This window comes from Streptomyces rubrogriseus (genome assembly GCF_027947575.1).
Taxonomy (GTDB): Bacteria; Actinomycetota; Actinomycetes; order Streptomycetales; family Streptomycetaceae; genus Streptomyces; species Streptomyces rubrogriseus.
Map to the genome: position 1 here is coordinate 7,141,699 of NZ_CP116256.1, position 13,768 is coordinate 7,155,466.

The 13,768-nt window shown below is 72.6% G+C and carries 8 protein-coding genes; 3 read left to right on the forward strand and 5 right to left on the reverse strand.

The window, feature by feature from the left end; all coding sequences use genetic code 11:
• Positions 1 to 161: 161 nt before the first annotated feature.
• Both Sru02f_RS32005 and Sru02f_RS32010 read right to left on the reverse strand, forming a co-directional pair.
• The gene (locus tag Sru02f_RS32005; protein WP_109033316.1) at positions 162 to 3,659 is read right to left on the reverse strand and encodes an ATP-dependent helicase; all 3,498 of its coding nucleotides are present in this window, start codon (positions 3,657 to 3,659) and stop codon (positions 162 to 164) included.
• A gap of 266 nt (positions 3,660 to 3,925) precedes the next feature.
• Positions 3,926 to 4,333 (reverse strand): MGMT family protein, encoded by a 408-nt coding sequence (locus Sru02f_RS32010; RefSeq protein ID WP_280524906.1) that lies wholly within the window; start codon positions 4,331 to 4,333, stop codon positions 3,926 to 3,928.
• 185 nt (positions 4,334 to 4,518) lie between these two features.
• Between Sru02f_RS32010 and Sru02f_RS32015 the strand changes: the two genes are divergently transcribed.
• From Sru02f_RS32015 to Sru02f_RS32025, 3 genes are all read left to right on the forward strand, one after another.
• Positions 4,519 to 7,296, forward strand: a complete 2,778-nt coding sequence (locus Sru02f_RS32015) for a lysylphosphatidylglycerol synthase domain-containing protein (protein WP_109033314.1) — start codon at positions 4,519 to 4,521, stop codon at positions 7,294 to 7,296.
• An 80-nt stretch (positions 7,297 to 7,376) separates the two neighbouring features.
• Positions 7,377 to 8,927 carry an alpha/beta hydrolase gene (locus Sru02f_RS32020; RefSeq protein WP_109033313.1) on the forward strand — a complete coding sequence of 517 codons (1,551 nt, stop codon included), beginning with the start codon at positions 7,377 to 7,379 and terminating at the stop codon, positions 8,925 to 8,927.
• Between the two features lie 175 nt (positions 8,928 to 9,102).
• Positions 9,103 to 10,644: an alpha/beta hydrolase gene (locus Sru02f_RS32025; RefSeq protein WP_109033312.1), complete on the forward strand. Its 1,542-nt coding sequence runs from the start codon at positions 9,103 to 9,105 to the stop codon at positions 10,642 to 10,644.
• 71 nt (positions 10,645 to 10,715) lie between these two features.
• Here the strand turns inward: Sru02f_RS32025 and moeZ are convergent, their stop codons facing one another.
• From moeZ to Sru02f_RS32040, 3 genes are all read right to left on the reverse strand, one after another.
• Positions 10,716 to 11,894: an adenylyltransferase/sulfurtransferase MoeZ gene (gene moeZ, locus Sru02f_RS32030; protein ID WP_109033311.1), complete on the reverse strand. Its 1,179-nt coding sequence runs from the start codon at positions 11,892 to 11,894 to the stop codon at positions 10,716 to 10,718.
• Between the two features lie 63 nt (positions 11,895 to 11,957).
• On the reverse strand, positions 11,958 to 12,707 hold the full coding sequence (locus Sru02f_RS32035) for a spherulation-specific family 4 protein (protein ID WP_109033310.1): 750 nt from the start codon (positions 12,705 to 12,707) through the stop codon (positions 11,958 to 11,960).
• Positions 12,695 to 13,753, reverse strand: a complete 1,059-nt coding sequence (locus Sru02f_RS32040) for an NAD-dependent epimerase/dehydratase family protein (RefSeq protein ID WP_109033309.1) — start codon at positions 13,751 to 13,753, stop codon at positions 12,695 to 12,697. Before Sru02f_RS32040 ends, Sru02f_RS32035 begins: the two co-directional genes overlap by 13 nt.
• Between the last annotated feature and the right edge of the window lie 15 nt (positions 13,754 to 13,768).

Below are 13,768 nucleotides of genomic sequence, written 5' to 3' on the forward strand. Positions count from 1 at the left end.
TCCTCCCGGGTCGGAGGGAAGCGCAGGTCAGCCCGCGTGGTGCGACGTGTCACACCGGCCGCTCGGCGCGGCGGCTCAGGCCGGCCGGGGGCGGCCAGGGCGGCTGGGGCGGCCGGGGCGGCTCCGGTCCACCCCCACGCCCGCCTGGCGGCACCCGTCGCTCACTCCACGACGTGCCGCCCCTCGGGGCGAGCGCTGCACGACGCGCGGAACGAGCAGTGGGTGCAGTGCTGGCCCGCGGTCGGGGTGAACCGTTCGTCCAGGACCTTGCCGGCGGCCGTGGCCAGCAGGTCACCGACCCACTCGCCCTCCGGCCCCTCCTGCGTCCCCTGTGCCTGCACCTTGGGCAGGGTCTCGCCGCCGTCCCGCTTGGGCGCGCCCTGGCGCAGGTGGACGAGCTCGGCGCCGCCCGGTTGCGGGCGCACGCCGTCGAAGGCCTCGTCGACGGCGCCCTCGCGGACGGCGAGCTGGTACACGGCGAGCTGGGGGTGGTGGGCCACCTCCGAGGAGGTGGGCGCCTGCTTGCCGGTCTTGAAGTCCACGACGTAGGCGCGGCCGTCGCCGTCGGCCTCCACGCGGTCCATCTGGCCCCGGATGCGCACCTCGTAGTCGCCCGCTTCCAGGGTCACGTCGAAGTCGTGCTCGCTCGCCACCGGGGTGCGTCCGGCGCGGTCCATGACGTGCCACTTCAGGAAGCGTTCCAGCGCCACGCGCGCGTTGGCCTTCTCCTGGGCCGACTTCCACGGCGCGTCGAAGGCGAGCGCGTTCCACACGGAGTCCAGACGCTCCATGAGGACGGCGAGGTCGGCCGGGGTGTGTCCGGAGGCCACCTCGTCGGCGAGCACGTGCACCACGTTGCCGAAGCCCTGGGCGGTCGTCGCGGGCGTGTCGGCCTTCACCTCACGGCCCAGGAACCACTGCAGGGCGCAGGTGTTGGCGAGTTGGTCCAGGGCACTGCCGGAGAGCGTGACGGGCTGGTCGCGGTCGCGCAGCGGCACCTTGCTCTCGGTCGGGTCCCACATGCCCCACCAGCGGTAGGGGTGGGCGGACGGCACCAGGGGACGGCCGTGCTCGTCGGTCAGGGCGGCGAGGCGGGCCAGACGGCGCGCGGCTGCCTCTCTCAGCGGCTCGGAGACGCGGGGGTCGACGGTGGTGGCGCGCAGTTCCGCGACGAGCGCCGCGACGGCGAGGGGGCGGCGCGGACGGCCCGTGACATCGGCGGGTTCGACACCGAGTTCGGTCAGGAAGCGGGACGGCTTGTCCCCGTCGTCGGCCGGTGCCTTCACCGCGGTCACGACGAGCCGTTCACGCGCGCGCGTGGCGGCCACGTAGAACAGGCGGCGCTCCTCGGCGAGCAGGGCTCCGGGGCTGAGGGGTTCGGCGAGTCCGTCGCGGCCGATCCGGTCGGCCTCCAGGAGGGAGCCGCGGCGGCGCAGGTCCGGCCACAGGCCCTCCTGGACGCCGGCCACGACGACGAGCCGCCACTCCAGGCCCTTGGAGCGGTGCGCGGTCATCAGGCGGACGGCGTCGGGGCGTACCGCGCGCCGCGCGAGCGTGTCGGCCGCGATGTCCTCGGCGTCGATCTCCTCCAGGAAGTTCAGGGCGCCCCGGCCACCGGTGCGCTCCTCCGCGCGGGCGGCGGTCGCGAACAGGGCGCACACGGCGTCCAGGTCGCGGTCGGCGTTCCGCCCGGCGGCGCCGCCGCGCCGGGCGGAGCGTTCCAGGCGGGTGGGCCAGGGGGTGCCGTTCCACAGGTCCCACAGCGCCTCCTCGGCGCTGCCGCCTCCCGCCAGGCGCTCACGGGCCTTGCGGAGGAGCGCGCCGAGCCGCTGGGCGCCGCGCGCGTACGCGGGGTCGTGCACGGCGAGCCGCTCCGGCTCGGCCAGCGCCCGGGCGAGCAGTTCGTCCGAGGGCGGCGGCAGCGGGTTGCCCGCGGCGCGCTGCTCGTCGCGCAGGGCGCGGCCGAGGCGGCGCAGGTCGGCGGCGTCCATCCCGGCGAGGGGCGAGGTGAGCAGGGTGAGAGCGGTCTCGGTGGACAGCCAGCACGGCTCGTCCGCGCGGTGCCCGCGTTCACCGCGCGGGGGCTTCGTCGCCGCGTCTCCGCCCTCGTCCTCGTACGCGTCGGCGTCGGCGTCGGGACCGATCTCGGGATCAGCGTCGGGATCGTCACCGGCGTCGGCGTCAGCGTCGGCGTCGGTGCGCGGACCAGCGTCGGCCTCGGACCCGACCGCCCCTGGCCCCTCACCCGCCCAGGCCCCCGTGTCGGCCTCCGCCTCCGCCACGGCTCGCAGCGCCATCAGCAGGGGCGCCACCGCGGGCTCGTGGCGCAGGGGGAGGTCGTCGCCGTCGATGTCCAGGGGGACGCCGGCCGCGGTGAGGGCACGGCGGAGCGTCGGGATGGTGCGCGAGCCGGCGCGTACCAGGACGGCCATGTCGCGCCACGGAACGCCGTCCTCCAGGTGCGCCCGGCGCAGGATGTCGGCGATGTTGTCCAGTTCGGTGCCGGAGGTCGGATACGTGTACGCCTCGACCCGCCCGCCGTCCCGCACCGGAGTCAGTTCACGGTGGGCACGCACCTTGTCGGCGGGGAGGCGGGTCAGCGGCATGCGCTGGGTCAGCAGCCTGGTGGCGGCCAGCAGGCCGGAGCCGGACCGGCGGGCGGTCCGCAGTACCCCGACCGGCGCCGGACGACCGTCCGCGCGCGGGAAGGCGGTCGGGAAGTCCAGGATGCCGTTCACGTCCGCGCCCCGGAAGGCGTAGATCGACTGGTCGGGATCGCCGAAGGCGACGAGGGTGCGCCCACCGTCCGCCAGCGCGTGCAGCAGCCGTACCTGGGCGGGGTCGGTGTCCTGGTACTCGTCCACGTACACCGCGTCGTACTGGGCGGTCAGGTGTGCGGCGACCTCGGGACGGCGGGCGAGGAGCACCGCGCGGTGGACGAGTTCGGCGTAGTCGAGCACGCCCTGGAGGTCCAGCACGTCGAGGTACTCGGCGAGGAAGACGGCGGCGGCGCGCCAGTCGGGGCGGCCGATGCGGCGGGCGAAGGCCGCGAGCGCGTCCGGGCCGAGTCCCAGTTCGCGGCTGCGGGCGAGCACCGCGCGGACCTCGTCGGCGAAGCCGCGGGTGGTCAGGCAGGCCCGCAGCTCGTCGGGCCAGCGCACATGGGCGAGCCCGAGCCGCTCCAGGTCCACCTGCCCGGCGAGCAGCTCGCGCACCGTCACGTCCTGCTCCGGGCCGGACAGCAGGCGCAGCGGCTCCACGAACAGCTCGCTGTCCTGGTGGGCGCGGACCAGGGCGTAGCCGAACGAGTGAAAGGTCGTCGCCCTGGGCGCCCGCGCGGCGCCGATGCGCAGCGCCATCCGGTCGCGCAGCTCGACGGCCGCCTTGCGGCTGAAGGTGAGCACCAGGATGCGCTCGGGGTCACCGCCCCTGGCGATCCGGTCCGCCACCGATTCGACCAGGGTGGTGGTCTTCCCGGTGCCCGGCCCCGCCAGGACGAGCAGCGGTCCGGACCGGTGGTCAACCACGGCGCGCTGTGCGGCGTCCAGACGAGGGGGGTCCGTGCGAGCCGGCGGGGTACGCACCAGTCGGTAAGCGCCACGGCTCCCCCGTCGCACCTGGGGGTGCGACGGGTGTCCGGTGGAGGAAGAGGAGCTCACGTGGTTCGCCGGTCCTGGTGGGTGTGCTGGTGGGCCGTCCGCGCCGTGGGCGGGGCGGTGGCCACGGGATGAGGGGCACGCGTGCGGCCGACGCTACGCCGGGGAACGAGGCGGAAGCGGTGCTTCCTCTTCTTCCCTCGGGTCACTCGCGGCACGAGCGCCCCCTGTCCCACGAACGTACGTCATGCCACGGACATGCCCGAAGTGCGTGGTTTACCTCATACGGATCACCCGTCGCACATCGGCCGGTCACATGGCGGAAGCTGTCAGGTGTGACCCTGTGCGCGTCCGCCGTGCCCCTGTGGGCGTCCGTCGCCGTCCCACCGCGCCCGCTTCAGGTCGAGCCGCGGCAGGTGCCCCGCTGCGGCCCTGCTCGCCTCCTTCAGGGGCGTGCCCTCCTCCCGGTAGCGGTCGAGCGCCTCCAGTTCGCGCCCCGCGAGCAGGACCCCGTCCGCGCGGACGACACGCCACCAGGGAACGCCTCCCCCGTAGAGGGACATCACCCGGCCGACCTGGCGGGGTCCCCCCTCCTCCAAGTACTCGGCGACGTCTCCGTAGGTCATGACGCGGCCCGGCGGGATCAGTTCGGTCATGTCGAGGACCCGCTCGGCGTACTCGGGCAGCGCATCCGCGTTCTCCGGCCGGACGCCGTCCGGAAGGCTCTGCTCGCTCATCCGCCCCATCCTGCCGCACCCGGCCGACAACGCGGCGCACTCCCGAGAGCCCACGTCCCTCGCCCACAGGCGGCGCTTCGGGCAGACTGTGCGGCCCGCACGGGCACCCTGATGCCTGCCGAGGCCGACGCGGCATGCCACCATCGTGCGGGCGGTGACCAGTGATACGAGAGCAAGAAGAGGCGATGAAGCAGCAGGGTGTGCACCCCGAGGACGCCGAGGGCACCTCTGACGCTTCGTCGCGCCCGGACACCGCGGACGCGGGCGACGGGGCGGCCGGCGAGCGCGCGGCCGAGGGCCCGTCGGCGACGGCCGCCGACCCCGACGACGTGGCGCACATCGACGAGGTCGAGGGCGACGAACCACTGCTCCCCGCGCGCGTGCACCGACCCTCCGACCTGGTGCGCCTCCTGGTGGGCGTACTCGCCGTCGCCGTACTCCTCGCCATCGCGGCCTTCGCGCACGGCACCACGTCCGGTCTCGAACAGGACATCAACAAGGGCACCGGGCAGGCCCCCGACCTGCTCATCAAGATCGCCGGGCTGGCCTCCAGCATCGCGATCCTCCTGGTGCCCGTCGCGTTCGCGATCGAGCGGCTGATCAAGCGGGACGGCCTGCGGATCGCCGACGGCGTACTGGCGGCGGTCCTCGCGCACGGAGTGACCCTCGCCACCGACCTGTGGGTCGCCAAGGCCGCTCCCGGCTCCATCCAGGAGGCGCTCACCCAGCCGTCCCCGGGTGACATCCACGCGCTGACCGACCCCGTGCACGGCTACCTCGCTCCGGTCATCGCGTACATGACGGCCGTCGGCATGTCCCGCAGACCCCGCTGGCGCGCGGTGCTGTGGATCGTGCTGCTCCTCGACGCCTTCTCGATGCTCGTCACGGGCTACACGACGCCGTTCTCGATCATCCTGACCGTCCTCATCGGCTGGACCGTCGCCTACGGCACCCTCTACGCCGTCGGCTCCCCCAACGTGCGCCCCACCGGCCGGACGCTGATGGCGGGCCTGCGGCACGTCGGCTTCCGGCCGGTGACCGCCGCCCGGCAGGAAGCGCCGTCCGACAACGTCGAGACGGGTGACCGCGGACGCCGCTATTTCGTCACGCTGGAGGACGGCCGGCCGCTCGACGTGACGGTGGTGGACCGCGAGCAGCAGGCGCAGGGCTTCTTCTACCGCGCGTGGCGCAATCTGACGTTGCGCGGCTTCGCCACCCGCAGCAGCCTCCCTTCGCTGCGGCAGGCGCTGGAGCAGGAGGCGCTGCTCGCCTACGCGGCCATCGCGGCCGGCGCCAACGCGCCCAAGCTGATCGCGACGTCGGAGCTGGGTCCCGACGCCGTGATGCTCGTCTACGAGCACACCGGCGGGCGCTCCCTGGACTCGCTGGCGGACGAGGAGATCACCGACGACCTGCTGCGCGGGACCTGGGAGCAGGTACGGGCCCTGCAGTCCCGGCGCATCGCGCACCGCAGGCTGGTGGGCGACGCGATCCTGGTGGATCGTTCCGGCACGGTGATCCTCACCGACCTGCGCATCGGTGAGATCGCCGCCGGCGACCTGCTGCTGCGCATGGACATCTCCCAGCTCCTGGTGACGCTCGGCCTGCGGGTCGGTGCCGAACGCGCGGTCGCGTCGGCGGTGGCGGTCCTCGGTCCCGACACGGTGGCGGACTGCCTGCCCATGCTCCAGCCCATCGCGCTCAGCCGTTCCACCCGCGCGACCCTGCGCAGGCTGGCGCGGGAGCGGGCCCAGCGCGAGCGCGAGGCGGTGCTGGAGTCGTCCCGGCAGGCCAAGCTGGCCCGCGCGGAGGCGGCCGGTCACGACGCCACGAGCCACCCGGCGGAGCAGACCGACAAGGCCACTCAGACCGACAAAGCGGACAAAAAGGCCGTACGTGCCGAGCAGCGGGCCGAGAAGCGGGCCGTGGACGAGGCCATCGAGGAGGCTCGCGAGGAGGACCTGCTCACCCAGATCCGCCACGCGGTGCTGCGCATCAGGCCGCAGGCCCCCGTCGAGCCGGCCCGGCTGGAACGGGTACGGCCGCGCACGCTGATCAGCTTCATCGCCGGCGCGATCGGCGCCTACTTCCTGCTCACCCAGCTCACCCACATCGAGTTCGGCCCGCTGATCTCGAACGCCCAGTGGGGGTGGGTGGCCGCGGCCGTACTGTTCTCGGCGGCGAGCTATGTCGCGGCGGCGATGTCCCTGCTGGGTTTCGTGCCCGAGCGGGTGCCGTTCCTGCGGACCGTGGCCGCGCAGGTCGCCGGCTCGTTCGTGAAGATCGTCGCCCCCGCAGCCGTCGGCGGCGTCGCCCTGAACACCCGCTTCCTGCAACGCGCGGGCGTGCGCCCCGGGCTCGCGGTGGCGAGTGTCGGCGCGTCCCAGCTGTTCGGGCTCGGCTGCCACATCCTGATGCTGCTGTCCTTCGGCTATCTGACGGGCACCGAGAAGACACCGTCGCTGTCGCCGTCCCGGACCGTCATCGCGGGTCTGCTGACGGTGGCGGTGCTGGTGCTCGTGGTGACGTCGGTGCCGTTCCTGCGCAAATTCGTCGTCACGCGCGTGCGGTCGCTCTTCGCCGGGGTCGTGCCGCGCATGCTGGACGTGCTGCAGCGGCCGCAGAAGCTGATCACCGGCATCGGTGGCATGCTGCTGCTCACCGCCTGTTTCGTGATGTGCCTGGACGCCTCGATCCGCGCCTTCGGCGACGAGTCGTCGTCCATCAGCCTGGCCAGCGTCGCGGTCGTCTTCCTCGCGGGCAACGCGCTCGGGTCCGCCGCGCCGACGCCCGGCGGTGTCGGCGCGGTGGAGGCGACGCTGACGGTCGGTCTGATCGCCGTCGGCCTGCCCAAGGAGGTCGCCGCGCCCGCGGTGCTGCTGTACCGGCTGCTCACCCTGTGGCTTCCGGTGCTGCCGGGCTGGCTGGTCTTCAACCACCTCACGCGCAAAGAGGCTCTGTAACCCGGTACGAGAACGGCGCTCCGTACCTCGTACGGCCCTGGCCCCGCGCGGGTGCTCGCGCGCGACCGCACGATGGACGCATGCCGAATCCCTCCCGGCTGCGCGCCGCCGCCCTGACCGCCACCGCCGCCGCGCTGTCCGTCCTGCTGGCGGGCTGCGGCGGCGGGTCGCAGGAGGACGACGAGGACCTGTCGGGCCAGAAGCTGCACTGGAAGGACTGCCCGGCACCGTCCGAGGCCGAGGGCGGCGGCGCCGCCCCCTCCCCGCTGCCGGACGGCGACGAGTGGCAGTGCGCCACCATGAAGGCGCCGCTCGACTGGGACGACCCCGGGGGCGACACGATCGGCCTCGCGCTGATCCGGGCCGAGGCGAGCGGCGCGGCGGACCGGCGGATCGGATCGCTCGTCTTCAACTTCGGCGGTCCGGGCGGATCGGGCGTCACCACACTGCCCGCCTTCGGCCAGGACTACGCGAAGCTGCGCACCCGCTACGACCTGGTCAGCTTCGATCCGCGCGGTGTCGGCCGCAGCGACCCCGTCGAGTGCCTGGACGACAAACAGCTCGACACCTATTTCCAGCAGGACGCCACGCCCGACGACCGGGCCGAGCGCACCGAGTTCGTGGACAACACGGAGGAGTTCAACGCGGCCTGCGAGAAAAACTCGAAGAAGATCCTTCCGCATGTCCGCACGACCGACGCCGCCCGCGACATGGACCTGATGCGCCAGGTACTCGGCGACGAGAAGCTGCACTACTTCGGCATCTCCTACGGCACCGAACTCGGCGGCGTCTACGCCCACCTCTTCCCCAAGCACGTGGGCCGCGCCGTCTTCGACGCGGTCGTCGACCCGACGCAGACCGCGGAACAGGGCTCGTTGGGCCAGGCCAAGGGTTTCCAGCTGGCGCTCGACAACTTCGCCGAGGACTGCGTGTCGAAGGTCGAGGACTGTCCCGTCGGGGACACGGCCGAGGACGTCGAGGCGCGCATCGCCCGCCTGTTGAAGGACCTCGACCGCAAGCCGATCCCGGGGGTCTTCCCCCGCGAACTCACCGAGACCGCCGCGACCGGCGGCATCGCGCAGGCGCTGTACTCGAAGGACTTCTGGGAGTACCTCACCGAGGGCCTGGAGCAGGCGTACGACGGGGACGGGCGGGTCCTCATGGTGCTGTCGGACGCGTTGAACGGACGCAACGAGGACGGCGAGTACAGCAACATCACCGCCGCCAACGTCGCCATCAACTGTGCCGACGACAAACCGCGGTACGACCCGGCTTACGTGGAGGACAAGCTCCCCGAGTTCCGGGACGCCTCCCCGCTGTTCGGCGACTACCTCGCCTGGTCCATGCTCAGCTGCACGGACTGGCCGGTCGCCGGAGCCGCCGACCACCCGGACGTCCACGCGCCGGGCGCGGCGCCGATCCTGGTGATCGGCAACACCGGCGACCCGGCGACGCCCTACGAGGGCGCCGGGAGGATGGTGGACGCGCTCGGCAAAGGCGTCGGCGTCGAACTCACCTACAAGGGCCAGGGCCACGGTGCCTACGACAGCAAGAACAGGTGCGTGCAGGACGCGGTGCACGGCTACCTGCTCGACGGAAAGGTGCCGGCGGCCGAGACCGTGTGCTCCTGACCGCGGGCGCCGCCACAGGTCGACAGAAGCAGCGGGTCGACAGAAGTAACAGGTCGACAGAAGTGGCAGGTCAGAGCGTTATCCACAGGCGTCGGCGGGTGCTGCCCGCGCCACCTACCATGGCAGGAACGCCATCCGCCGCACGGCGCGGACGGCTTGCCAGGGGGGAGAGGACATGGCGCGTCTCGTCCGGTGGACGGCTCTGACGGCCGCCGCCGCACTGCTGACGGCGGGCTGCAGCGGCGGCTCGTCCGACGAGGACAAGGACGACGGGGGCAGGAGCAGCGCGGGACCTTCGGCGGCGGCCCCGTCCGGAGTGCCCAAGGCACTGGCGTCCCAGACGCTGGACTGGGCCCGTTGCGAGGGCACCGACGATGCCCCGGCACCGGACGGCGACTGGCGGTGCGCCACGCTGAAGGCACCGCTGGACTGGTCCGACCCGGACGGCGAGACGATCGATCTCGCGCTGATCCGGTCCCGGGCGAGCGGGGACGACCGCATCGGCTCCCTGCTGTTCAACTTCGGCGGCCCGGGCGCTTCCGGCGTCTCCACGATGCCCTCCTACGCCGACATCGTCTCCTCCCTGCACCAGCGGTACGACCTGGTGAGCTGGGACCCGCGCGGGGTGGCCGCCAGCGAGGGCGTCCGCTGCCGCACCGACGAGGCGATCGAGGCCGCCGAGTCGGTGGACTCCACACCGGACACACCGGCCGAGGAGCAGGCCTACCTGAAGGACGCCGCCGACTTCGGCAGGGGCTGCGAGAAGGCCGCCGGCAAGCTCATGGGACACGTCTCGACCACGGACACCGCCCGCGACATGGACCTGATGCGGCACGTCCTGGGCGACGAGAGAATGCACTACTTCGGCATCTCCTACGGCACCGAGCTCGGCGGCGTCTACGCCCACCTCTTCCCCAAGCACGTGGGCCGCGTGATCCTCGACGCGGTGGTGGACCCGGCCGCCGACACGATGGGCCACGCCGAGAACCAGGCCAGGGGTTTCCAGCGCGCGCTGGACGACTACCTGGAGTCGACCGGGCAGGAACCCGAGCAGGGGTCGCGGAAGATCGCCGACCTGCTGGAGCGGCTGGACGCCGAGCCGCTGCCCACGTCCTCGCCGGGGCGGGAGCTGACGCAGACCCTCGCGTTCACCGGCATCGTGCTGCCGCTGTACAGCGAGAGCGGCTGGCCGGCCCTGACCAGTGCGCTGAAGGCGGCCGAGGAGGGCGACGGCTCGGAGTTGCTCGCCCTCGCCGACGGCTACAACGAGCGTGATGCCTCGGGGCGCTACGGCACGACGACCCACTCGCAAAGGGTCATATCGTGCCTGGACGACAAGCAGCGGCCGACCGCGGAGGAGACGAAGAAGCTGCTGCCGAGGTTCGAGAAGGTCTCTCCCGTCTTCGGCGCCTTCCTCGGCTGGGACACGGCCGGGTGGTGCTACGACTGGCCGGTGGCCGGTCAGCACGAGACCGCGGAGGTGAGCGCGCCCGGCGCGGCCCCGATCCTGGTGGTCGGCAACACGGGCGACCCGGCCACGCCCTACGAGGGCGCCCGCAGGATGGCGGACGAGTTGGGCAAGGACGTCGGCGTGGTGCTGACCTGGAAGGGCGAGGGGCACGGTGCCTACGGGAACGGGAGCGACTGTGTCGACTCCGCGGTGGACGCCTACCTGTTGAAGGGGACGGTGCCGAAGGACGGCAAGGTCTGCTCATGACGGCGGCGGGGGCTTCGGGCACCTGCGGTGCGCGAAACCCCCGCCGTCCGGAAAGCGGGTTGGGGAGCCGGTCAGTAGACGGGCTTCTCCGGCTCGATCTGGTTGACCCAGCCGATCACGCCGCCGCCGACGTGGACGGCGTCCGAGAAGCCGGCGGACTTGAGGACCGCGAGGACTTCCGCACTGCGGACACCCGTCTTGCAATTCAAGACGATCTTCTTGTCCTGCGGGAGGTTCTCGAGGGCCGAACCCATGAGGAACTCGTTCTTCGGGATCAGCCGGGCGCCCGGGATGGAGACGATCTCGAACTCGTTCGGCTCGCGGACGTCGATGAGCTCGATGTTCTCACCGTCGTCGATCCACTCCTTGAGCTGCTTGGGAGTGATCGTGGAGTCGGCGGCGGCCGCCTGGGCCTCCTCGGACACGACGCCGCAGAAGGCCTCGTAGTCGATGAGCTCGGTGACGGTCGGGTTCTCGCCGCAGACCGCACAGTTGGGGTCCTTGCGGACCTTGACCTGGCGGTAGGTCATCTCCAGGGCGTCGTAGATCATCAGGCGGCCGACCAGCGGCTCGCCGATGCCCTGGAGGAGCTTGATGGCCTCGTTGGTCTGGATGGAGCCGATGGAGGCGCACAGCACGCCCAGGACGCCGCCCTCGGCGCAGGACGGGACCATGCCGGGGGGCGGGGGCTCCGGGTAGAGGCAGCGGTAGCAGGGCCCGTGCTCGGACCAGAAGACGGAGGCCTGGCCGTCGAAGCGGTAGATCGAACCCCAGACGTAGGGCTTGTTCAGCAGCACGCAGGCGTCGTTGACCAGGTAGCGGGTCGCGAAGTTGTCGGTGCCGTCGACGATCAGGTCGTACTGGCTGAAGATGTCCATCACGTTGTCGGCCTCGAGCCGCTCCTGGTGAAGGATCACCTCCACCAGCGGGTTGATGCCCTGGATGGTGTCACGGGCGGACTCGGCCTTGGGCCGGCCGATGTCGGCCTGGCTGTGGATGACCTGCCGCTGCAGGTTCGACTCGTCGACCTCGTCGAACTCGATGATGCCGAGCGTGCCGACACCGGCTGCCGCCAGGTACATCAGGGTCGGCGAACCGAGGCCGCCCGCGCCCACGGCGAGCACCTTGGCGTTCTTCAGCCGCTTCTGCCCGTCCATCCCCACATCGGGGATGATCAGGTGGCGGGAGTACCTGCGGACCTCGTCTACGGTGAGCTCGGCGGCCGGCTCGACCAGGGGTGGCAGCGACACGGGGACTCCGTTGGTCGGTCAGTAATTACGGTTGTTCTCCAAGTAACACTGCCATGGCCTTTTTCATTCCGAGACACCCGTCCCGACCCGCGAGACGATTTCGTCCCAGTAACCGGGCATCGTCTCCCAGGGGTCGGTCCGGCCGCCGTGATCCGTGCGGTCGGTGAAGCAGATCGTCGCGGCCCCCTGCCAACGGGCGATGCGCAGCGCTTCCTCCAGGTGCCCGCGCGGCAGGCCGTGCACGAAGTGGCAGAAGCGCTCGGGCGGATAGTCCGCGCTCCACTCGGCCGCCTGGGACCAGCGGTAGTCGGCCCAGGTGCCCGAGAAGGTGACGAGCTGGTCGGCGTTCTCGGCGTAGCCCGGGCAGGGGTGGGTGCCGTGACCGAGGACGATGTGGGCATCGTCACGGACCGCCCGCAGGGTGGTGACCGTACGGCGGACCTCGGGGAGGGCGGCCCGGTCGGAGGGGCAGTGGGCGAGGAGGAACCCGTCGACCTGGTACCAGTCGAGGTATCGGCGGGCGTCGGAGATCTGCTCGCCGAGGCTGCGGGCTCCGTACGCGGCGTCGAGGTGGCCGAGGACGCGGATGCCCGCGTTGCGCAGGCGGCCGGCGGCCTCCAGGCATCGCGGGTCGGGGTGCGCACCGGGTCCGTCGGCGATGTTGAGGACGACCCAGTGCAGCGGGGTGCCGGGGCAGGTGAGGCCGGCCCACTCGTCGGGGGCGACGAGGGGGTGGGCCAGCCCCGGGACACCGAGGCCGGTGTGGACGCCGGTGCTCGCGACGCCTGCTTTGGTGCTGGTCAGATACGACATGCCGCCTCCATCCAGATGTCGGCGAGGGACTCTTCGAGGGCGATCCGGGGCCGCCAGCCGAGCCGGTCGCGTGCGGTGCGCACATCGGCCTGCTGCCAGCTGCCGCAGCCGTCGGGGTACGGGTGCGGGGCCGGGGTCGCGTGCTCGGGGTCGGCGCGCTCGCCGCGGCTTTGCAGGGGGTCCGGGCGGTGATGACCGAGGGCGTCGCTCCGGTGGTGACCGAGGGCGTCGACACGATGGCCGAGGGACTCGGTACGGGGGTGGCCGATCGTGGGCCGCAGCGCGCCGGGGGGGCCGTCGAGTTCGTGCAGGGCACCGCCGTAGCCGGCGACCCTGGCGAGGGTGGCGGCGGCGTCGCGCAGCCGGACGGCGCGGCCGGAGCCGATGTTGATGACGCCCTGCGCGGCGGAGAGCGAGGCGGCGTGCACCGCTCGCGCGACGTCCCGGACGTCGACGAAGTCCCGCTGGGCGCCCAGGCCGCCGAGCCGGAGTTCGCCGTCGCCGGACTGCATCGCGCGGCGCATGGCCTCGGCGAGCCTGCCCAGCGGGGAGCCGGCGGGCGTACCGGGCCCCGCGGGCGAGAAGACCCGCAGCACGACGGCGTCCAGACCGGAGCCGAGGACGAGCTCGGTCGCGGCGAGCTTGCTGACGCCGTAGGGACCGCCGGGGCGGGGGACGGCGTCCTCCGCGGTCGAGGAACCGGGCTGGCTGGGTCCGTACTCCGCGCTGCAGCCGACCTGCACCAGGCGGGCGCCGCAGCCGCTGCGGCGCAGGGCCTCGCAGACGGTCGCGACGGCGACGGTGTTGTGCCGGGTGAGTTCGCGGGCACCGCCCCGGGTCGCGCCCGCGCAGTTGACGACCACTCCGGGATGGACCGCGTCCAGGAAGCGGGTGAGGGCGCCCGGGCTACCGGTGGCGAGGTCGAAGCGGACGTCGGCGTCGTCACCGCGGCCGAGGGCGGTGAGCTGGACGGCGGGGTCGGCGAGCAGACGGTCGGCGACGAAGCGGCCGATGTAGCCGTTGGCTCCGATCAGCAGGACTCTCATCGGGCGGCTCCCGGT

What these genes read in the sequence shown, in the direction of transcription:
- Sru02f_RS32025 (WP_109033312.1), top strand. Translation starts at nt 9,103, where the DNA reads ATGGCGCGTCTCGTCCGGTGGACGGCTCTGACGGCCGCCGCCGCACTG.
- Sru02f_RS32020 (WP_109033313.1), top strand. Translation starts at nt 7,377, where the DNA reads ATGCCGAATCCCTCCCGGCTGCGCGCCGCCGCCCTGACCGCCACCGCC.
- Sru02f_RS32035 (WP_109033310.1), bottom strand. Translation starts at nt 12,707, where the DNA reads ATGTCGTATCTGACCAGCACCAAAGCAGGCGTCGCGAGCACCGGCGTC.
- Sru02f_RS32010 (WP_280524906.1), bottom strand. Translation starts at nt 4,333, where the DNA reads ATGAGCGAGCAGAGCCTTCCGGACGGCGTCCGGCCGGAGAACGCGGAT.
- Sru02f_RS32040 (WP_109033309.1), bottom strand. Translation starts at nt 13,753, where the DNA reads ATGAGAGTCCTGCTGATCGGAGCCAACGGCTACATCGGCCGCTTCGTC.
- Sru02f_RS32015 (WP_109033314.1), top strand. Translation starts at nt 4,519, where the DNA reads ATGAAGCAGCAGGGTGTGCACCCCGAGGACGCCGAGGGCACCTCTGAC.